Raw genomic sequence first — 21,943 nt, 5'->3', positions numbered from 1 at the left:
TTTTTAAAACCTTGTGCTCAATATGTTGGGATATAATTTAATTCTTCATCAAAAGTAATATAATCTAAATTCACCATTAGCAGTAAGTATCTTTTTCCTGTGTCAGGATCGCTAATCACAATGTGATCTCTACCAGCTGCTTCAAGAACTCCTTTATATACTTTTGCATTCCATTCAGAGTTATTTTCATATGTCATATAAATCATGGCTTCTTTTCCTAAATTTAACCGTAAAATATTTTCAATATAAGAAACTTCCATTGGTAGTTGACCTGGTGGTGTGATCTCCGGCGTACCTGGTGCAGAACTTGCGAGAACTGACCCACTTGGAGCAAATGGCCCTGACATAGATGCAGGCATAGACCCTGACATAGATGCAGGCATAGACCCTGACATAGATGCAGGCATAGACCCAGGCATAGATGAGGGGCCATGCATCATATTAGCGTACTGTGCAGGCATCGCCATTGGATTAGCGGCAGGCATTGCCATTGGATTAACGCTTGCAGGCATCACATTAGAATAAGGCTGAGCCATTGCATTGTAATTATTCCCATTCATTTGTTAAAATCCTCCTTTATTAAATAAATGTAAAAAAACATATTAGTACACACTCGGACAAACACTTTGTAAAGGGGTGAAAAAGCAATGAGCTTTATATCTTCCAGAATTATATTGGTCATACCATTGAGATGGACATGCACCTTCTGGCCTAAAAAACCATAAAGAATTCGTTGAAGGATGGAATCTTTCACCGTTAATTACTCTTTGTGCTAAGCGGATTTCTTTATCCCTTGCTTTTTGGTAAAAATATCCTTTTATCGTAGCTTCATATCCACCTGGTCTTTGAAACACCATTCGATTCATATCTCGAATATCTTTAAAATCTAAACAATCTGCTCTTATTCGATTTACACCAACGTTTCCAACCATTAACATTCCTAATTCTCCTTCACCTTCTGCTTCAGCCCTCATTAATCTTGCTAATAACTTCACATCCTCACTATTCGCTTTAATGACTGCCATTTTATGTCCATCCTTTCAATAGGGTATATAAAAGGAGATCGTCTTTTCATGTAAATAAACAATTGAATACATTAATATAATTATGGAATACTGCTTGACAACATGACAAATAAATTTACGTCTAAAATATGAATAAAGAATCGATTTTGTTGTCAAATGGTTTGCAGACTGATATGATTAAAGATATGTTTTTTAAGGTGGTAGGTAAAGTTACCTTTCCATCCTTATTAGGCTCAGGGCCCCGCAAAAGTAATAAGGTTAATCATGAAGTACTCACTTCACTTTTGTGGGTTATTTAACGCTCTAAGGAGGCTTATAGATAGGTGGGTAAACAGTTAGATGTGCAAGTGATGAATGAATCAATCTCTGATTCAGTAGACATAGAAAAAGTTTCTTGGAGAGATTTTATTCAGCTAACAAAACCAGGAATAATCAGATCTAATCTAATTGCAGCATTTGGAGGGTTTTGGCTTGCATCACAATGGGATATCAATTGGTTCATTTTCGCTTATATGATGCTTGGAACAGCTTTGATCATGGCATCAGGTTGTGTTTTAAACAACTTTTTGGATAGAGATTTTGATGAGAAAATGGAGAGGACAAAAGGACGTTCCTTACCAGCTGGAAGAATTCATCCAAGAGTTGTGCTTTGGTATGGGATTGCTTTAGGTATTATAGGTCTATTAGTTCTATATTTTTTGGTTAATCCTATTTCAGCTTTATTAGGTTTTATTGGATTTTTTGTTTATGTTTTTGTTTATACAATGTGGTTAAAGAGAAGCTCTACATGGAGTACATCTATCGGAGGAATTTCTGGAGCAATGCCTCCAGTTTTAGGGTATTGTGCAGTGACGAACGAAGTAGATGCTGGAGCTTGGTTGCTTTTTGCCTTATTATTTTTATGGCAGCCACCGCATTTTTGGGCGTTAGGTATTAGACGTAAAGAGGAATACAGAGCTGCTGGGTTTCCTTTGTTACCTGTAGTAAAGGGTGTAAAAAGAACAAAAATTCAAATGCTGCCATATGTATTACTTTTAATACCTGTAAATATCATGTTTTATGTTTTTGGATACGTAGGAATGTTCTACTTAATTGTCTCTAATTTATTAAGTATAATTTGGTTTATTTACTGCATAGCAGGATTTGTCACTAAAGATGATGATAAATGGGCAAGAAAAACATTTCTCTTTTCGATTAATTACTTGATGATTAATTTCCTAGTGATGATTATAAATACTACAAGTTAGGTGAAAATATATGAATCGAAAAAAATGGTTGCAAATAACTTATTTTAGTGTGATGGGCATTTTAATCATTGGGATGTCAGTTTATTTGATAAATAATTTGCTCCCAGAATCAAAGTCAGATGTAAGCTTTATAACGGAGGAGAATACTAAAAAAGCTCCTCCATTTGAATTAGAAAATATGGATGGAAGCACTGTATCTCTAGAAGATACTGACGGTAAAGTAAGGATAGTATACTTTTATTTTTCAACCTGTGTTGATGTTTGTCCACCAACAACTTATATGCTATCACAGGTGCAAGAACGATTAAAGGAAGAAGGAATATTTGGAAACGAAACAGCCATTTTTTCTATTACCTTTGATCCTGAGAGGGACACTCGTGAAAGATTAATTGAATTCTCAAGCGGATATAATCCAGATCCATCAGGCTGGTATTTTTTACGTGGTGAAGAGCAGTATTCAAGAAATTTAGCTGCAGAGTATGAGATTGGTGTTACGGAATTAGAAGGTGGAGATTTTGGACATGCAAATTTCTATATTTTAATCGATAAAAAAGGGAATATTAAAAAATACCTCCCTATTAAAGATAACTTATCTGTTGAGGAAAACGTTGACTATATTGTAGATCATATAGAAGCTTTATTATAAAATTGATAAACAAAAAAGAAACAGCCATTCATTAAAATGTCCTTTAGAAAGGGTACACTTTATCCGTTGATGGCTGTTTCTTTTTTTTAAATGAGTATGTATTCGTTTAAGTCAGATTTTTCAAGCTGGTTTATTATATGTTCATCAGGTGTACCTTCAACACCAGCATACTCCTTTTTAGTATATAAATGTTCCGCATCTGGAAATGCCTCTGCTAATGATTTTCTAATTTCTTTTCCTGCTATATCATTGTCAGTAAAAATAAAAATTTGTTTTTGAACTGTTTGCTTTATTAACCTTTCTAACCGATGTGCATTTAATGTTCCATTTGTACATAAAATTTCGATTTCTTCAGATAAAAACTTTCTTAAATGAATTCGATCATTTGTTCCTTCCACAATGATAACAGCGTCCATTGGTTTATCCTCCTATAAAGGGTGATAAGGCATATTTAAAGTAATAGGAATAGTATTCAAAGTTTGGCATCACTTTTTGGGGTTAAGAATACTTGTTTCTCACTCCAGGTCCATAACTTTTTGGCAAGTTCATTATCTTGTGCTACTTTTGAAACGAAGGCTATTTTCTTTTTATAAAAATACTCACCAGTGGTATCTTTCACTTCATCACTAGTTGCAAGGTAAATGGCAGTAGCAGCACCTTCTTCTGGGGAGAGAAAAAAAGGCTTCACCAATTTTATAAGATTTTTCCCAAATCCAGTTTTTCTATTCACACCTATGTTAGTTGCAACTGCTCCTGGATGCAGCGCATTTACAGTTATATTTGTATTGCTAAGTTTTTTTGAAAGCTCTTTTGTAAATAGGATGTTAGCTAATTTAGATTGAGCATATCCTTTCATTAATCCGTATCGTTTGGTTAGGAAGGGATCTTGAAGATCAATCTTTCCTATTTTATGAGCTCCAGAAGAAACATTAATAATTCTTGCTTCTTCTGCATTGTTTAACGATTCTAACAGTAAATTCGTAAGTAAAAAATGGCCTAGATGATTGATACCTAATTGCATTTCAAATCCATCACTTGTAAGCTCTCTTTTCAAAGATATTACACCCGCATTATTGATTAAAATATCTAGTTTATAATATTTTTCCTTAAATTGAGATACAAATGTACGAATGCTCTCTAATGAACCTAAATCACAAATCATCAACTCAATGTTTTGAGAACCACTGTGTTGTTTCGCAGTTTCGAGAGCTGCCTCTCCACGTTGTTTGTTTCTGCATAACATGATGACAGTAGCTCCTTTTTTTGCGATTTCAGTTGTTGTAGCTAAACCCATTCCTGAATTAGCACCTGTAATAAGTGCGATTTTACCATTCATCCTATTGTCCTCCCTTGTATTTAAGTTAAACATCTTCATTCATATTATAATTAAGGATATACGACTTTCTTTTTGAGGTAAATATGCAAAATTCATTTATTGTATGTTGGGAATGATGAAGAATTATACTTTCCTTTGAGTGAAGAGTGTAAGTCGATTAGGATAAGGTAACATGGAAAGTGAAATGAATAAAAAGATAAAAGCAAATATGTAGGGTGATACAACATCCCGTACTTGACCTGCAATAACAGGACCAATAAAAGCACCTAATGACATAGAAATCGCTAGAATAGCAAAAATACGACCATATTTTTGAATACTAGACATGTGGGTTAAATAAGTAGCCATTGCAGGATATATGACCCCTTTTGCCATACCAATCAAAAATAAGGAAAAACCTAAGGAAAACACTTGATGCAATGCCATATCAAAAAATATTAGTGCTAAAAATAAACATCCTACTGCTGTTCTTAAAAAAGGAGATAGTCGATTTAAAAACAACATACTTAACGTACATAACGCACCTAGACTAACAATTGAAAATAAAAGTCCAGATGCAAAGATGGAATTTTGTGAGATTGGAATTAAAGGCAATTCAAAGAACAAAATGCCTTGTGAACAAGATAAAGCAAGAGGAAGAGCATAAAAAAGCCATGGTATTTTTTGGTCTTCAGTTCTTATTAGGGTTTGTGAATATGTTTGTTTTTGTTCTGTAGAAGTTGATTTTATATTTTGTATCCCCCAAAATGCCAGAACCCCTGTGATTATAAGTATCCAACCTAAGAGAGTGAATGCTATTGAATAACCAACTTTTGCAACTAATAATGCCCCGGCAGCTGGGGAGACAATAGAAGCTAATGTATGAACGAGACCATTACCTGCCATCAATTTCCCCTGTTGGATTTGATCCTTTGCAATTTTGGCTAATAAAGAAAGACATGCAGGTGAGAGAAAGGCTAATATGAATCCACTGATTGAACGAATCACTAATAACTGCCAAGGGTCTGTAACGGAAGATTGAATAATTAACAACCCGCCGGCAATGATTAGACTGAAAATAATAAAATATTTACTGCCATAACGATCCACACCATAACCTGCTAATATGTTGCCTGGGATATGTGTTAAAGAATAAATCCCCATAATCAAGCCGATAAAAGAGGGGGCAGCTCCTAAGGAAATTGCAAAGGGAGACAAGATTGGAAACTGTGCATGTAAGTCAAAGAATGCTATGAACATAAAAAGATATAGCCATATTGCTGTTTTCATCTAATCACCATCCATTAGTAGTTACAAGTAGCTTGTTATTACTTGTACGTTAATTTTGTAAAAATATTCATACTGAGTGATATGATTGAGGTTTATTAAGGAATAGAACATGCGTTGATGGTTAATTTTTTGTATAATAGATATAGTTGTAATAAGCAAAAAGTAGAGACGGGAGTGTTGAGATGGATATAGAAAGTTGGATTACATTTGCCCAAGAAAAATGGTATATCATTCTTGCAGCTATTATTGTGTTATTTATAGTTATAAAGCTAGTCAAAACATTAATGAAGTGGTTCATCGTTTTGGCGATTGTAGGTATATTAATTTATTACGGTTCTAACTATAGTGAAATGCTTAAAACAGCTAGTGATCAGCTTTTAGAAATGATTCCAGAAGAAGAATTAATAGATCTGGCAATAAATGAAATTAAAGAATACATAGTAAACGAAGCTATGGATGGAGATTTTCTCATCGAAAATGAAAATGTAACCATAGAAGGAGATACGGATTCAGACTTCTTAACTATTACTTATGGTGGGGAAACTTATACGATAGAAATGAATGATGAAATTAGAAAGTTGTTAGAAAATAAGAATTAGATAAGATTATTTGGAGGAGAACAGATTGCAGACTTTTATTGATATGATCACAAGGCTAAACTACATTTCATTGCTCATCGTGTTCGTATTTTTGATTTCTTTGATTCAAGGGATAAAAAGGGGTCTTTCTAAGTCTGCATTTCAATTGTCTCAAGCTATCCAAGATTTAATTATCAATATGACTGCCGTTTTATTATCTTGGAAAACTACAAACTGGTTATCTCCTAAACTTCAAGAATGGATGATATTGAAATCAATTCAAATTCCTTCTGAAGAACTGAATATGCTGGAAAAAGGGTATTATATTGTTCTTACCTCAATCAGAGACTTTACTTTTATACGTTTTATTTTTATCTTTTTATTGAGTTACTTATTGATTCAATTTCTGATTATGATGTTGTTTAATTTTGTAATTGTAAATTTAATAAAAACGATGAAAGTGATGAAAGAAGGGAAACAGACAAGGACAGAAATACCAATATTCATCAGTCAATTTTTTGGGGGATTTATCGGAGTGATTTTTGGTTTATTTAAAGGTTTGATTGTCATCTTGTTTTTGTTTATTTTTGTTACTTTATTCCCACAAGCGCCCCTCACTTCATATATCCAGTCCTCCACACTGTATCAAAGTGGTACAGAAAAAGTACTGCAACCTTTGAGTCAAAATTTTATAGAATCTACTTTACCGGTATTGGCTAAAGAGGCCGAAGATGAATATAGGGAAGTACTTCAAAGGAAATATGAGATTATTGATCATAATATTCCAGATAATATAGTGGAAGCAACACATGCCATTGTTAAAGGTTTAAATACGGACGAGGAAAAAGCAAGAGCATTATATGATTGGGTTGGAACAAGAGTTCAATATAACTGGGAGAAAGTAAGGTTATATGAAGAAGAAAATGTATGGATGGAACAAACACCTGAAGATACGTTTCTTTCAAAACAAGGGGTTTGCATTGATTATTCTAGATTGTATGCTGTGATGGCGAGAACGGCTGATTTGGATGTGAAAGTAGTTACAGGACTTGGATATGACGGTCGTGGGGGAATGGGTGCCCATGCTTGGAATGAAGTGTATTTGTCTGAAACAGATGAATGGATACCGTTAGATACTACATGGGTTTCATCTGGCGGAAATTGGTTTAATTCCAATGATTTTTATGAAACACACATAAAGGATGCGTAGCTATTCAATTTCAATTATAATAAAGTGAAACTAACCGAGTATTTGTTTGATTAAATAATTTTTAAAAAGAGGAGCCGTACATGAGCAGTTTGAATGACCCAAAGAAAAAAGAACGGATTAAACGGACAAATTTTGCATTTCGCTTAAATATATTTTTCTTTGCTGTTTTTGTTATTTTTTCAGTATTAATTGTTAGACTTGCTTTTATTCAGTTTGTTGAAGGAAGTGAGTATAAAGCTTTAAAAAATAAAAATTCAGAGGTGACTAACCAAATCCCACCGATTCGGGGGAATATATATGATGTGAATGGATACGCTATAGCCTATTCAACTTCTAGTCAATCTCTTTATTATGAGCTTCCTAGCTCTGTTGTAGAAGATGAAGTTATTGATTTGGCTAATAGACTAGCTGAAGTTTTTGAACAATATGGAGCTGAAGAGTTATCTGAAAAGTCAGCAGAAGACATCGTTGATGATATGGATGTCGGTTTTGATATTCATAAAGAAGAAAAAACAATTATGAATTATAGTACTAGCCCTAGAAGATTAAAAACTGATCTTACAAAAGAAGAAATTGCCTATATTTTAGAACATAAAGAGGAGTTTCCAGGAATTGAGGTTAGAGAGGAAAGTGTTAGGAAGTATAGCGAGGATACCATCGCAGTTCAATTAGTAGGTTACTTAAAAAAGTTTAATTCTGCAAGTAATCTGTCAGGTTACTTAGAAGAGAAGTATAAAAATCTAAATGTGGTAAATGAATATTTAGATCAAGAATATGTGGGATATGATGGCTTGGAGTTCATGTATCAGGAAGTATTGAGAGGAAAGAATGGTACTAGAACCTATCCGATTAATGCTCTAGGAAGAATTATCGGAGACCCTGTAGTCGTACCTCCAGTTAAAGGGAATAATTTATACTTAACGATAGATAAAGATGTTCAGCTAGCTACAGAACAGGCAATCCTAGATCAAATAGAATATTTAAAAACAGATGAAGGTGCATTGTATAACAAAAGTGGTGTGAATGCGACAACGGGTTATGCTGTAGCCATGGAAGTGGACACAGGAAAAGTAGTAGCTATGGCAAGCATTCCTGATTACGATCCGAATATTTGGGAAGGTGGTTTATCTCAGGAAGATTGGGAGAAAAATCAAATTTATTTTAATAATGGCACAATTTCAACCTCCTATTCTAATCATGAAGATTCTGTAGAAAGAGGAAAGCATCCAACCTCGATTGTACCTCTAGGATCTACGATTAAACCGTTAACGATCTTAATTGGGTTAAATGAAGGATTTATTGCTGAAAATACATCTTATTATGATAATGGAATCTTCTATTTTGGAAATGATAATTCTAGGATTAGAAATGCACGAGGAAAAGGAAATGGAGCAATTACTGCTTTTGAAGCGATCCAATACTCTTCAAATACCTTTATGTCTGCAATGATCGGAGAGCCTTTATCAAGACAAGGACAAGAGGGGTTAGATCTTTGGGATTCTTACATGAAACAATTTGGTTTAGGTGTACCTACAGGCAGTGGATTACCTAAAGAATTAGCAGGACTCATTAATTATACAAATTTAGAAACAACAGGGAGTATATTATCCTCATTAGTTCGAGCATCTTGGGGACAAGAAGCAAGTTATACGACACTTCAACTTGCACAGTATGCTACGATGTTAGCAAATAAAGGAAAAAGGTTACAGCCACAATTTGTAGATAAAATTACCACCTTTGATGCAGAAACAGTACAAGAATTTGAACCGATAATATTAGATGAAGTAGAATTTCCTGATTCATATTGGAATTTAGTCCATAGTGCAATGACTAAGGTAAATAAATCAGGATTTAATGGATTTCCGTATGTCGTTGCTGCCAAAACGGGAACATCAGAATCAGATATTGCACGTCAAAGAGTTAATAATGCAGTATTTATAGCATTTGCTCCAGTTGAAGATCCAAAGCTAGCGGTTGCGGTTGTTGTACCAGAAGGTGGATATGGTTCCTTCGGAGCAGGTCCAATAGCTAGAAAGATGTTTGATGCTTATTTTGGATTTGATGATGAAGCAGAGGAAGCGGCCGTGGAGGCTGAAGTTGAAGAAACTACTGCTAACTAAACAAGAAGGCGAAATCAATGATTGATTTCGTCTTTTTTTGTTTAAAAGATATAAAAAAAATAAATGTTGCACAAGTTCAACTTTTTTGTGTATAATAAAATTACTGAAATGGATATTCATCATTTTTTTTGTATATTTTTTTGTGCTAGACCAACTTTTTTATAGTAAACCATTTTTTATGGTTAGACTAAAAATGTAATACTCATATATTTTTACTTTAAAATTTTCCCTAGGGCAACATTTGCCGCAAAAATTTTATTTTATATAAAAAGGAGTTGATTTAAATGTCATCTGCGATTCAAGTGGAAGATTTATATGTTTCTTATCATGGAAATACAGCACTTAAAGATGTAACTTTTTCTCTGGAAGCTGGGAATTTGTTGGGGATTATTGGACCTAATGGAGCAGGTAAATCAACTTTGATTAAAGCCATACTTCAATTGATCCCCAGAGATAAGGGAAAGGTTACATTTCTTGATAAAACTGTGAAAGAAATCCGTAAGCAAGTTGCATATGTACCACAGCGAAATGATATCGATTGGGATTTTCCAATTACAGTTATAGAAACTGTCCTGCTAGGGACATATCCGAAAATAGGAATGTTTAAGAGACCGAAAAAAAATGATAAAGAATGGGCTTATGAATGTTTGAAGGAAGTTGGAATGGAGAAATTTTATAAACGTCAGATAGGTGAACTTTCAGGTGGACAGCAGCAAAGAGTTTTTCTTGCTAGAGCATTAGCTCAAAAAGCGGAGTTGTTTTTCCTTGATGAACCGTTTGTCGGTGTGGATTTAGGCAGTGAAGAGACCATTATTAATATACTTAAAAATCTTAGTGACCAAGGTAAAACCGTTACAGTTGTACATCATGACTTAAGTAAAGCAGAAAGTTATTTTAACAAATTGTTATTAATTAACCAAGAACTGATTGGATTTGGATCTGTAAATGAAGTTTTTCGACCTGAAATTATGGAAAAAGCATATAAAGGTCAGTTTGCTTTTATGAAGGAGATTGGAGTGAGCGTTTAATGTTTGGCGAGATTATAAATTATGTGAACTATGTAATGGAGTATGAATATATGCAAAGAGCATTTCTTACTTCTGTTATCGTAGGGATCATATGCGGAGCCATCGGCTGTTTTATTATTTTGAGAGGGATGGCTTTAATGGGTGATGCCATTTCCCATGCTGTATTACCAGGCGTAGCATTGTCTTATGTGTTAGGTATTAATTTCTTTTTTGGGGCGGTAGTCTCTGGTGTTTTAACAACAGTTGGGATTGGATATATTAGTCAAAATAGTCGAATCAAGAATGATATCGCCATCGGAATTATGTTTACTTTTGCTTTTGCTATCGGGATTATCTGGGTTACTTTATTAAAAAGCAGTACGGACTTATACCACATCTTATTTGGAAACTTATTAGTAGTTAGAACTTCTGAATTATGGGCTACATTTGGAATCGGTGTATTTGTATTAGTGATGATTTATTTATTTTATAAAGAGCTTTTAGTAAGTTCATTTGATCCAACAATGTCAGCCGCATACGGTTTACCTAATAAAATGATTCATTACTTATTAATGATTTTACTTACGATGGTGACTGTGGCTTCCATTCAGACAGTTGGAATCGTACTTGTTGTGGCGATGTTAATCACACCTGCAGCAACAGCTTATTTACTTACAGATCGATTGTGGATCATGATTTATTTATCTTCAGGTTTTGGTGCGATTTCTTCTATTGTAGGTTTGTTTTTCAGTAATAGATTTGATTTAGATTCAGGTGCAACCATTGTTTTAACAGCAACAACAATGTTTCTAGTCGCATTTATATTCTCACCTAAACAAGGTGTGTTATGGAGAAGTATTAGATCTAAAAGTACCAAATCATTAGCTAGAGGGTAAATGTAATAATAACGTATGGTGATTTGGAAAAACAGTTTTTTAATTTTGTGGTTATATAAATACTTAGAGGTGATTTTGTTGAAAAAAGGTTTATTATTCAGTTCGTTAATTTTAATTTTTCTTATGGGTTTGGTAGGCTGTAGTACTGAGGAATCCGATAATGGTACACAGGGAGATGAATTGCAGGTCGTTGCTACTTATTCTATTATTTATGATATTGTTAAAAATGTAGGTGGGGATCAAGTTGAAGTGCATAGTATGGTTCCAATCGGTGCAAATCCTCATGAATTTGAACCTCTACCTTCTGATGTAGAAAAAACAGCGGATGCCGATGCAGTATTTTATAACGGGTTAAATCTTGAAGGTGGGAATTCATGGTTTGAAAAACTACTTGAAACGACTGGTAAATCAGGTGAAGATGCTCCTGTTTTCCGTTTAAGTGAAGGTGTAGAAGTGAAATACCTTACTACAGCAGGAAAAGAAAACGAATCTGATCCTCATGCTTGGTTAGATGTCAGAAACGGGATTATTTACGCAGAGAATGCAAGAGATGCTCTGAAACAAATTGATCCAGATCACGCAGACATTTATGATGCAAATGCAGCGGCATATATTGCACAATTAAAAGAGCTTCATCAGCAAGCTGTTGATCGTTTTAATGAAATTCCGCAAGAGGATCGATTTTTAGTAACAAGTGAAGGAGCGTTCAAATATTTCAGTGCAGCATATGACTTTGATGCAGGATATATATGGGAAATTAATGCAGAGAATCAAGGAACACCTTCACAGGTCAGTGCCATTGTTGATTTAATTCGTGAAAAAGAAGTCCCAGTATTATTTCTAGAAACGAGTATTGATTCAAGATCGATGGAAACAGTATCAAATGAAACTGGCGTCCCGATCTTTGGGAAAGTGTTCACTGATTCAGTAGGAAAACCAGGAGAAGATGGAGATACTTACATCAAAATGATGGAATGGAATATTGATATGATATATAACGGTGTTTCTTCTAAATAAAAAAAAGAATGAACCATCCATGATGAAAATTCAGGGGTGGTTTTTTTGATGCAACAACTTTTTATTGGTTAGTTTATGTTGATAATGTGAATAAGAATAATCATATTAATTGTCTTGTCATGACTTCTTTAATTTGTTGAGGATGGTCTATAATATATTCTGGTTTTCCTTTTTCTAACAGCTTCCTTGCATCGAACCCCCATGAAACACACATAATTTTAATTTTTGCTTTTTTGCATGCCTCAATATCTCTTATTTCGTCTCCTATATATATTACATTCTCTTTTTTGATTTTAAAATGGTTTAAGTACTTATAAATGAGTCGATGTTTGCCAAAAATATTTGTTGAGCAAAAAACTTTGTTAATATGTTTAATTCTGTGCTTTGACAAGTATTGAATGATATTCTTCTTATCGTTTGTGGATATAATGCCAAGTTGATAGCCTAACTTATGTAATTCCTTTATAACTTCTGGCACTCCATTCACTGTAGGGATTTTTAATATTCTTTGTTTATATTTTTTCCTAACCTCGTTGACAAGGCTGGGTAGTTTCCACAATGGTACCTTAAGGTACTTACTCCTTTGAGATATGCTCAGAGAGCTTAAGTATGGGATTTCATTCTTTTCAATAAGCTTATAATTATGTTTTGCAGCAATTTCATTATATATATCTATCGTTAAGTTTTTGGATTGAACAATCGTCCCATCAAAATCAAAAATGATATGTTTCATGTATGCCCCTCCTAAGTAAGTATATGTTTGTTTCATCTAAATTAAGAATATGTGACTATAATTCATTATAAATGAATTCAGTAGGAAATAGTTCAGTTATTTTATTTATGTGTCAAAGTTACAATAAATTTATTCGAAAAGGATGTTGATAATGCGATCTTTTATTCCAACAATAAGGGGGATGAAATAAATTCATCCTCCTTTTTAACATCCTAAAATTTTATAATGGTTAGGAAGATTAATGTGATATAAAGCGATACAGGGTGGAGGTACGATTAAAGGTGAAAAAAGTTACTTTAATTGCAATAAGTGCATGTATCCTCTTTGGAGTGGTTACATATATAGGAAGTCTGGTTTACTTTGAGAAAAAGAGTGAGGTAGACGTTGATCCTAAAAATATAGAAGATGATGGCCTCCTGATTGATATATCAAATGCCACTGTTTAGTAATTAGAATAATAGATTATTATTTATTACATACATAAGGAGAGAATATGGAAATTTTATTTTATTTATGGATATTTGTATTTGTATTTTTTATTATTGCAATCATATTAGAAATTAGGATTACTGAGAGATTCAGAAAGAGAGTTTCTAATAAATAAATTTAGTAAATATGTTAGTACATCTAACCATTTTAACAATTCACTTTATTAGATTAAATAAATAGAGTTTAACAGGGTATTTATAAAATAATTTTAAAAAACCTGCAAGTGCTCTTAGTCAGTTATGGGATCAAAAATTGATGCTATGTAGACGTCAATATAAATGAAAGAAACATTCCTTTTTTATAGTCAGGAATGTTTCTTTCATTTGTGTTCTTCAAATAATGGTTTATTGATAAAGGGGTATTTATATTAATGAGGGTGTTCAAAAAGTACCTTTTCAGATTTAAAATCTCTATTTTGGAATGGCTTGAAACTCGAATTTTGAGTTTCTGTATAACCAAGTAGATTTGTTCAGCAAGCCTACTTAGGGGGTGAAATAAATTCATCCTTTTTCCAATTATGTTTAAATATTATAATTTTCAATATAGCTGGCCAGTATCAAATTTAATATCGTTTTTGTATTAAGAGATGTTAAAATGGTATTATTTTGAAATTAAATCAATCTCATGACTCACATCCATTGCAACAAATTGCTTCAAGCATGAAATAAGGAACTATTTATGTAAAAAATCTGAAGGGAGTTTAATTTTCATGAATAAAAGTTTATTTATTTTCTTTATTCTAATATTAGCACTTATTCCTAGTAGTGTATTCGCAAATGAGGTCAAATGGACAGAAAAAAGAGTCAATAAAGAACTAACTAGCATTGGTGTATCGGTCGAATTACTAGAAACACTTAATATGGAAGAAAAAGTAGAAATTGCTGAGAGTGGTTTCACAAAATTCTTAGGATATAGCAAATCGTCATTTGATCTTGAACAAGAACAAGATGAGTTTACAGCATTAGCCTTACAAGATGATTTAGATTTTACACTCTATTACGGTTTACTAGGTAATTTGGATGGAGATCCATATATTAAAGTTACGGCTAAATATGATTGGAATGATATGCCATATTGGAGACTAACAGATGGGTTTGGTGTAAGTTGGAGTAAAGGATGGACGTTAGATCAATTTGATTATACTTCATATCAAGTAACAGAATTAGGAAATATCCATTCTTCAAATCCAAATTATAAAGATAAATCTAACGCAGGTTCTATTGGTTGGACATATGATTTAGAAACTTTTTATGGAGATGCTTATGGTACTGCTCATGTTTACTTAAAGGGAACTGATATTCAAGGAGATACTGGAGAAATTAAAATATGGTATGCACATGATAAGGTAATTGGTGGACTTGGTCTATCAGCTAGTGCTGCTACAAGCCCAAGTGTAGCTGCGGCGATAACCTTCACTAATGTAACTGATATAGTTTCTGATTCTATTGATATTAATCATGCAGCTTTCGATTAAGGAAGGGGGATTATATATGAAAAAGTATTTAATAATATTTACGTTGTCTTTTATATCTTTTTTAGGGATAATTATGACTAGTTCGATAGAATCCAATGCAGAAGTTGGAGTTCAATTCTATCCGTTAGATGTTTATCTTGAAGTACCTCCTAATGACCCGAGAGATGATGATGGGGAATTCTCAAAAAACTCCTTTCTAGAATGGGTTGTTCATATTGGTGGTGGAGTACAGGGCCATGAAGAGAATCCAAAATTTAAAGTTACAATATCTGACGATGCAGGTGTGATTGATGAGACAGTTACTGTTTATCCTTTTGATCAAACTAATAGATTTGGGGTTAGTTATAGAAATCTAGGTGATGTTACAGCTTGTGTGAGTGTATATTCATATCAAACAGGGGAAACAGAAAGGGATTGTGAGACAATTACTATTGTAGAAAATGATTGGGGAAATTAAAAATAAATACATGATTTTCCAATATTATTATACAATTAATATAATTAAGAAGGGTGGTGAATTTGTCAATTTGATCATAAAAACGATACTTTCTCTTTTTTTTGGAGGCGTTTCAGGGTTCATCTTCGGTGTGATTTTATTTAACGCTATAGAAGGAAATAATTCAGATGTAGGCTATTCAGTATTCTTTGGTATGTTATTTGCTTTATTAATTAATTTAATGTCTGAAGTTAGAAAGCTAAGGACAAATAATGCCAAGCAACAAAATAATAATAAACAAGAAGAGACCTGATTCACTTTTCCCTAACTTCAACAACGTGATTAGTCCTTGATTATATCAAGGGGCTTTCACGTTGTTTTAATTTTAAAAAGAAATATAGATATTAAAGATGACCAAGAGCTAGACGCTACATCTTCTGAAAAACAGAATTATTCAGAAGGTCTTCCGTGGGGTGCTTCTTGGTCATTTAGTATTGGGGGAGATACAGCACAAGTAGGTACAACAGGTGGATCTTAATAATTTCTACGTCCGTCTTCAGGGGGTGAAATAATTTCACCCTCCCTTATACCAGATACTAAACTTATAATTTTAATTGATTCAATTATTAAAAAAAATACTTATGTATGTTGCCTAAGGTTTGGATAAAACATGTTTAATTTTCGGGTTTTAATGAGTTCTTTTTTTAGGATGTTTAAATAGTTAGATACTATTACAAACATTAGATTAACATACTTATTCTATTTTTGAATTCAACTCCCTTTCGACATAATTTGCAATAAATCGACAAATTATTATAAATTTTTAGTATATTATGTTAAGGTTAAATATGTAAAAATATTTATTATTAAATAAGCTTCAGCTAAAAAGGGAAGTAGGTTCAGCAGCTAAATGGAAAAAATAAATGTTATTTTAGTGGAAGATAGTTCATTTTGGTTACAACAATTATCAAAAGAACTATTAAATCAGAATGATTTTCTATTAATAGGTACAGCAACAAATAGAGAAGAAGCTCTTGAATTATCTATCGAAAACAATCCAGATGTTATCATACTTGACATTAATTTAACTGAAAACAATTTAGATGGGCTTGATTTTGCAGAGGAGTTAGCTAAAAGAAAAGAAATAAACAGTAAGATAATTATCCTTTCTGGAATTATGGAGGAAGATGTAATACTAGAGTCGTTTGCTATAAAAAATGTGGTTAACTATCTATCTAAATTTAATATTTTAGACATATTTCAAGCGGTTCGAGATGCATATCATGGCAAAGCTGGTATTCATTCCGACGTGTCAGAAATTCTGAGAAATGCATATCGAAAAAATCGCAAAGAAGTTAGATTATCATTGTTAACTCCAGCAGAAAGGGAGCTATATGATTTAAATAATAAGGGATTCACTAAAAATGAAATGGCGAGAAAGTTACATAAATCCTTCAATACAATTAAATCTCAGTTAAGAAGTATGAGGAATAAAATGAAAGGTAGATAATTTTTATTTTTACCATTTTTCGAATTAGAATGGTAGAGTATATACCACAAAATATATTAACTTCTTTAATTTTGTTATACCTTTCTCTTTTTACGTGATGGATATGGTTTAGAGACAATAGCACCTATTTCTCATTAATGTGGCAGCTATTTAGGATGAAACTTGTCCATGCTATCATTATGTCTGTCGTTGGATTTGTTGGTTTTGCTTTCTTACAAACTATTACTTATTTATCGGGATAAAATTCATATTAAAGAAGTTTTGATGAATATAATAAGTAATTCTATTAAAGCATTAAAAAAATGCTCCAATCCTCATATTGACATTGGAAGAAGAATTTAAAAGTACACAAGTTTATATGTAAAAGTTAATGGTGCTGGTATTCCAATAGAGATACAAATTCACTTAATAATTAAGGTGGTGTAAAAGTTTTGGACCTGTTAGATATTGTTAATTTTTCAATTTTTTCATTTATAGAATATATTGCTTTCTTTTATATTACGTTTACTATATTTCGCATACGTATTTCTGATTATATACCGCAAGTCATTTTGACAAGCATTATTTTACTATATGTTTCATTTTCATTACGTACAGCTTTAGATATGGCAGTAATTGCAGCTTTTTCTCAATTAGTTTTATTATGCTTTTTATTATGGATAATGTTTAGAATGAAAGTTCTAAATGCAATATTAATTGCAGTAATAGGTTATCTAACTTATTGTGTTATTCAGACTGTTATAGTATCCATCTCATTTTTATTTATTAGTGTTGATAACTATCTATTTACTAACGTTAGTTATGTTCTTCAAACAATTACTAGTTTAGTTACATTTTATATCGCATATATCCTGAATAAATATAATGTAGGTTATTCGATTGAAACTAGCAATACAGATTATAATGAATCAATTAAACTTAAATACTATTTCATAGCAATAATTATATTTGGCTTTGTAAATATTGGGATTATCTATCTTACTTTATTTCAGGGTTTTATTGTTCATTTTTTATACGGACTAGTTATGTTATTGAATTTAGTACTGATTATTAGAGTTATATCTAAGAAATGGAATCAAAATTTGAGTCAAAAAATCTATCATAAAACTATGAAAGCAATGGACACGGGTACATCTATTATTAATCACACCATAAAAAATGAGATTTCCAAGATTAATCTATTAGTTAATCAATTATCAGAGGATATAAAAAGTAAATATGATGATGACCAGATAGAAAAGACCATTCACCAAATATTGCATAGTACAAACCATATGAACGAGATGACAGTAAGAATAAAAGAAAAAATGGAAGAAGTAGATTTAATCATTTCAGATATACATTTGAATGATCTAATTCGAGAAGTTCTAGCTAGCCTCCAACAAATTACCGAGGATCGTAAAATACAAGTAAATGTAAAAGCAGACAAGGAAATTAAGGTTCAAGGGGATCAAACTCATATTAGAGAAGTTTTGATTAATATAATAAATAACTCTATTGAAGCATTAAAAAATTCCTCAAATCCTCAAATTAATATTGAAATAATAGATGATAAAAGGTTTATTAAATTATCAGTGAAAGATAACGGGAGTGGAATTCCAAAAGAGTTACAAGATAAAGTATTTGAACCTTTCTTTACAACAAAGAAAACTGGGAATAATCATGGATTAGGATTAACTTATGGTTACAATATTATGAAAAAACATGATGGGGATTTAAAAATCATTAGTGTGGAACAAGAGGGGACTGAGGTTGTTCTATCGTTTCCTATAATTAATTTAAAGAAAAAGAGAGTGATTCAAAATATGACATTAGATAAATAGTAAATAACTTTAATTATTTTATTGTAAAGGTGTGACTAGATTGTCATTTTCTAATGTTATAAATTTTTGTTTTTTTACACTACTTGATTATGCAGCTGGTTTTATCTTAATTTTCACATTTTTTAGAATGTCTATATCTAAGTATTTATTAAAAATAATCTTCTCAAGCCTTTTATTACTATATGTATCATTCTCATTACGAGCAGGATTTAATATGGAATATTTAGCCCCAATATTTCAGATGTTTTTTATCTTTCTATTGTTTTGGCAGTTATTTAGGTTGAAATTTTTGCACGCAATAGTAGTATCTGCCGTTGGATATTCAGGTTATTCAGTCATCCAAATAATAATTATTTCATTTTTAAATGAGCCGGATTTATCATTGTTTTCAATTGATGTTTATATACTGCAAACGTTATCTTTTATAGTTACTATGATAATTGTTTTTATCTTAAAGAAATTCAATATTGGCTATTCATTGCTTTCTAATCAGAAGGATAAAACTATTAAAAGTTTAATTGAACTTCCTATTTTATTTTTAGTGCTAATGAGTTTTATAAATGTAGTTGGAATGTATTATTTCTTAAATAATCAAAAATTCATAATCTTGTATGGATTATTTGTATTAATTTTTATTATTCTATTATTAAAAATTATTTTAAAAAATTGGAAAATTAATTTTAATCAACAAGTATTAAGCAAAACACTTAAAACAATGGATACAGGAACTTCAATTTTTAATCATACGATAAAAAATGAAATTTCTAAGATTAATTTATTAGTGAATCAATTATCTGAAGACGTTGAAGGGAAAGATAATAATCAGAAAATGAAAAAAAATATTAAAAAAATATTGAATAGTACAAAACATATGAATGAGATGACTGTGAGAATAAAGGAGAAGATGGAGGACGTAGATTTAACTATTTCAAATATTAATTTATATAATTTAATTCAAGAAGTGACAAAGGATATTCAATCTATTACAAGAGATTGTAATATCACAATAAATAAGAATGTTGAAGATGACATTGTAATTCAAGGGGATCTAACTCATATCAGAGAAGTTTTGATGAATATTTTAAATAATTTCATTGAGGCATTAAAGAATTGTTCAAATTCTCAAATTAATATTGAGATATTAAAAGATAATAAGTTTATTAAATTAATAGTGAAAGATAACGGGAGTGGAATTCCAAAAGAGTTGCAAGATAAAGTGTTAGATCCATTTTTTTCATCAAAGAAAACATCAAATAATCATGGATTAGGTTTAACTTATAGTTACAATATCATGAAGAAACATAATGGAGTTTTAAAAATCATTAGTGAAGAACAACAGGGGACTGAGATAGCCTTATGGTTTCCTAAGAGAAAATCAGAGAGTTTTTAGTTTACATTTTTTTATTTAAAATTATGTAATTTATAAAAGGGCTGTGATAGTTATGAACATAATAGATATTATTTATTTTACTTTCTTTTCATCTATAGAATATATTGCTAACTTTTTCATTGTATTTTCTTTATTTCGTTTAAGTATTTCTAAATATTTGCCACAAGTTTTATTTTCTTGTGTAATTTTATCTTACGTATCATTATCTTTACGAGTTGGATTAGAAATGGAGGCTGTAGCACCTTTAGTTCACTTAGTATTATATTTTTTACTATTATGGCAATTATTTAGTATACAATTTATATATTCAATAATTATGGCAGTTGTTGGATATTTAGTATATGGTGTGATACAGGTATTATTATATCTAATCTACACCCCTGAGTTAACATTATTTAAAATGGAAGGTTATATTTTGCAGGTTTTAACTTCTCTAGTTGCCTTTTGTTTAGTTTCTATATTAAGGAAAAAAAATATAACATTCCCGTATGTTATAAATGAGAAAAGAAGGTTAAATTCAACTAGTGTAAAAACTTTTTCAATTATGATATTTATAACCAGCTGCATAAGTCTTATATATTTCCCATTTGCATTAAGTAAAGGAGTAAAGTCATTATATTTTTTTGCACTTTTATTACTAGTTATATTATTATGTACATTTTTTGTACTGAAAGTTATATCAAAAAGATGGAATCAGCAACTTAGCCAAAAAGTTTTTTATAAAACTAAGAGAGCAATGAACGCCGGAACATCTATTATTAATCATACGATAAAAAATGAAATTTCCAAGATTAATGTTTTAGTGAATCAATTATCTGAGGAAGCAAAGAGAAGTTTTGATGATGAACAAATAAACATAACTATTAATCAGATATTAAATAGTACAAAACATATGAATGAGATGACGGTAAGAATAAAAGAAAAAATGGAAGATGTAGATCTAATCATTTCAGATGTTCATTTGGCTGATTTAATTCGAGATGTTGTAACAAGTCTCCAACAAATTACAGATGATCACAAAATAAAAGTAAAAGTTATAGCAGAGAATGATATTATGATTGATGGGGATGAAACTCATATAAGAGAAGTTTTGATCAATATATTAAATAACTCTATTGAGGCATTAAAAAATTGCTCTAATCCTCAAATTAATATTGAAATAATAGAATATAGAAAGTTTATTAGATTATCAGTGAAAGATAACGGAAATGGAATCCCTAAAGAAATACAAGATAAAGTATTAGATCCATTTTTTACAACAAAGAAAACCGGGAATAATCATGGATTAGGATTAACTTATGGATACAACATTATGAAAAAGCATAATGGGGATTTGAAAATCATTAGTGTGGAACAAGAGGGGACAGAGGTTGTTCTATCGTTTCCTATAATTAATTCAAAGAAAAAGAGAGTGATTCAATATATGAGAAAGTGTAAAGATTTTTGTGTATAAATCTTTACACTTTCAATTGCATTGTATATTTTTTAAACATAATTAAATAAAATTGTTAGTTTTCAATAAATATTATGTTTAAAAAAACGAATTGATCTTGAATTCTAAGTATGGTTCAAGTTAATCTATCAGAATTACTTTTCAACAAATTTTATCCCCACACTTATTTTGTCAAAAATAAGCTTCAGGATTTATTATTTTCCACTCAAAAAGTAAAAAAAATTTTTGATTTAATATGATAACTTTAGTCAACCCTTCCCATCCTCAATCAGTATTTTTTTATG

The 21,943-nt window shown here is 31.3% G+C and carries 23 protein-coding genes; 17 read left to right on the top strand and 6 right to left on the bottom strand.

The window, feature by feature from the left end; all coding sequences use genetic code 11:
* Positions 1-17 precede the first annotated feature (17 nt).
* Both gerQ and VQL36_RS16720 read right to left on the bottom strand, forming a co-directional pair.
* Positions 18-560, bottom strand: coding sequence for a spore coat protein GerQ (gene gerQ, locus VQL36_RS16725; RefSeq protein WP_413789529.1), 543 nt, complete (start codon positions 558-560; stop codon positions 18-20).
* A gap of 42 nt (positions 561-602) precedes the next feature.
* Positions 603-1,025, bottom strand: coding sequence for a cell wall hydrolase (locus VQL36_RS16720; RefSeq protein WP_349250410.1), 423 nt, complete (start codon positions 1,023-1,025; stop codon positions 603-605).
* A 350-nt stretch (positions 1,026-1,375) separates the two neighbouring features.
* On the opposite strand from VQL36_RS16720, the gene cyoE reads away from it, so the two are divergent.
* Together cyoE and VQL36_RS16710 are read left to right on the top strand one after the other, a co-directional pair.
* Positions 1,376-2,272, top strand: coding sequence for a heme o synthase (gene cyoE / locus VQL36_RS16715; RefSeq protein ID WP_349251202.1), 897 nt, complete (start codon positions 1,376-1,378; stop codon positions 2,270-2,272).
* Positions 2,273-2,282: 10 nt separating this feature from the next.
* Positions 2,283-2,918: an SCO family protein gene (locus VQL36_RS16710; protein ID WP_349250409.1), complete on the top strand. Its 636-nt coding sequence runs from the start codon at positions 2,283-2,285 to the stop codon at positions 2,916-2,918.
* 86 nt (positions 2,919-3,004) lie between these two features.
* Here the strand turns inward: VQL36_RS16710 and VQL36_RS16705 are convergent, their stop codons facing one another.
* The 3 genes from VQL36_RS16705 to VQL36_RS16695 all read right to left on the bottom strand — a co-directional run bounded on the left by VQL36_RS16705 (position 3,005) and on the right by VQL36_RS16695 (position 5,523).
* Positions 3,005-3,334, bottom strand: a complete 330-nt coding sequence (locus VQL36_RS16705) for a toprim domain-containing protein (protein WP_349250408.1) — start codon at positions 3,332-3,334, stop codon at positions 3,005-3,007.
* Positions 3,335-3,390: 56 nt separating this feature from the next.
* A complete protein-coding gene (locus tag VQL36_RS16700; protein ID WP_349250407.1) occupies positions 3,391-4,254 on the bottom strand; it encodes an SDR family oxidoreductase in 864 nt (287 codons plus the stop codon).
* A 123-nt stretch (positions 4,255-4,377) separates the two neighbouring features.
* Positions 4,378-5,523 carry an MFS transporter gene (locus tag VQL36_RS16695; protein WP_349250406.1) on the bottom strand — a complete coding sequence of 382 codons (1,146 nt, stop codon included), beginning with the start codon at positions 5,521-5,523 and terminating at the stop codon, positions 4,378-4,380.
* 182 nt (positions 5,524-5,705) lie between these two features.
* Here VQL36_RS16695 and VQL36_RS16690 point away from each other — a divergent pair, with 182 nt between their 5' ends.
* The 6 genes from VQL36_RS16690 to VQL36_RS16665 all read left to right on the top strand — a co-directional run bounded on the left by VQL36_RS16690 (position 5,706) and on the right by VQL36_RS16665 (position 12,351).
* Positions 5,706-6,122: a hypothetical protein gene (locus VQL36_RS16690; protein WP_349250405.1), complete on the top strand. Its 417-nt coding sequence runs from the start codon at positions 5,706-5,708 to the stop codon at positions 6,120-6,122.
* Between the two features lie 25 nt (positions 6,123-6,147).
* Positions 6,148-7,311, top strand: coding sequence for a transglutaminase domain-containing protein (locus VQL36_RS16685; protein ID WP_349250404.1), 1,164 nt, complete (start codon positions 6,148-6,150; stop codon positions 7,309-7,311).
* Between the two features lie 80 nt (positions 7,312-7,391).
* Positions 7,392-9,431, top strand: coding sequence for a peptidoglycan D,D-transpeptidase FtsI family protein (locus VQL36_RS16680; protein WP_349250403.1), 2,040 nt, complete (start codon positions 7,392-7,394; stop codon positions 9,429-9,431).
* Between the two features lie 284 nt (positions 9,432-9,715).
* Positions 9,716-10,459, top strand: coding sequence for a metal ABC transporter ATP-binding protein (locus VQL36_RS16675; protein ID WP_349250402.1), 744 nt, complete (start codon positions 9,716-9,718; stop codon positions 10,457-10,459).
* On the top strand, positions 10,459-11,334 hold the full coding sequence (locus VQL36_RS16670; RefSeq protein WP_413789527.1) for a metal ABC transporter permease: 876 nt from the start codon (positions 10,459-10,461) through the stop codon (positions 11,332-11,334). Before VQL36_RS16675 ends, VQL36_RS16670 begins: the two co-directional genes overlap by 1 nt.
* Before the next feature lie 78 nt (positions 11,335-11,412).
* Positions 11,413-12,351, top strand: coding sequence for a metal ABC transporter substrate-binding protein (locus VQL36_RS16665; protein WP_413789526.1), 939 nt, complete (start codon positions 11,413-11,415; stop codon positions 12,349-12,351).
* A 100-nt stretch (positions 12,352-12,451) separates the two neighbouring features.
* On the opposite strand, the gene VQL36_RS16660 is transcribed toward VQL36_RS16665, so the two are convergent.
* Positions 12,452-13,084: an HAD-IA family hydrolase gene (locus VQL36_RS16660; RefSeq protein WP_349250401.1), complete on the bottom strand. Its 633-nt coding sequence runs from the start codon at positions 13,082-13,084 to the stop codon at positions 12,452-12,454.
* Positions 13,085-13,365: 281 nt separating this feature from the next.
* Here VQL36_RS16660 and VQL36_RS16655 point away from each other — a divergent pair, with 281 nt between their 5' ends.
* The 9 genes from VQL36_RS16655 (at position 13,366) to VQL36_RS16615 (ending at position 21,659) form a co-directional block, all read left to right on the top strand.
* Positions 13,366-13,530, top strand: coding sequence for a hypothetical protein (locus VQL36_RS16655; protein ID WP_349250400.1), 165 nt, complete (start codon positions 13,366-13,368; stop codon positions 13,528-13,530).
* Between the two features lie 752 nt (positions 13,531-14,282).
* Positions 14,283-15,047 (top strand): hypothetical protein, encoded by a 765-nt coding sequence (locus tag VQL36_RS16650; protein ID WP_349250399.1) that lies wholly within the window; start codon positions 14,283-14,285, stop codon positions 15,045-15,047.
* A gap of 16 nt (positions 15,048-15,063) precedes the next feature.
* Positions 15,064-15,504 carry a hypothetical protein gene (locus VQL36_RS16645; protein ID WP_349250398.1) on the top strand — a complete coding sequence of 147 codons (441 nt, stop codon included), beginning with the start codon at positions 15,064-15,066 and terminating at the stop codon, positions 15,502-15,504.
* A gap of 70 nt (positions 15,505-15,574) precedes the next feature.
* On the top strand, positions 15,575-15,796 hold the full coding sequence (locus VQL36_RS16640; RefSeq protein WP_349250397.1) for a hypothetical protein: 222 nt from the start codon (positions 15,575-15,577) through the stop codon (positions 15,794-15,796).
* A 36-nt stretch (positions 15,797-15,832) separates the two neighbouring features.
* Positions 15,833-16,021: a hypothetical protein gene (locus VQL36_RS16635; RefSeq protein ID WP_349250396.1), complete on the top strand. Its 189-nt coding sequence runs from the start codon at positions 15,833-15,835 to the stop codon at positions 16,019-16,021.
* Positions 16,022-16,393: 372 nt separating this feature from the next.
* Complete coding sequence (locus VQL36_RS16630; protein ID WP_349250395.1) at positions 16,394-16,993, top strand: response regulator transcription factor; 600 nt, start codon at positions 16,394-16,396, stop codon at positions 16,991-16,993.
* Positions 16,994-17,424: 431 nt separating this feature from the next.
* Positions 17,425-18,816 carry a sensor histidine kinase gene (locus tag VQL36_RS16625; protein WP_349250394.1) on the top strand — a complete coding sequence of 464 codons (1,392 nt, stop codon included), beginning with the start codon at positions 17,425-17,427 and terminating at the stop codon, positions 18,814-18,816.
* Positions 18,817-18,856: 40 nt separating this feature from the next.
* Positions 18,857-20,206 carry a HAMP domain-containing sensor histidine kinase gene (locus VQL36_RS16620; protein ID WP_349250393.1) on the top strand — a complete coding sequence of 450 codons (1,350 nt, stop codon included), beginning with the start codon at positions 18,857-18,859 and terminating at the stop codon, positions 20,204-20,206.
* Positions 20,207-20,258: 52 nt separating this feature from the next.
* Positions 20,259-21,659 carry a HAMP domain-containing sensor histidine kinase gene (locus VQL36_RS16615; RefSeq protein WP_349250392.1) on the top strand — a complete coding sequence of 467 codons (1,401 nt, stop codon included), beginning with the start codon at positions 20,259-20,261 and terminating at the stop codon, positions 21,657-21,659.
* The last annotated feature ends 284 nt before the right edge of the window (positions 21,660-21,943 follow it).

Source organism: Chengkuizengella sp. SCS-71B, assembly GCF_040100845.1.
Lineage (GTDB): Bacteria > Bacillota > Bacilli > Paenibacillales > KCTC-33759 > Chengkuizengella.
This window is presented reverse-complemented; position numbering and strand designations above follow the sequence as displayed.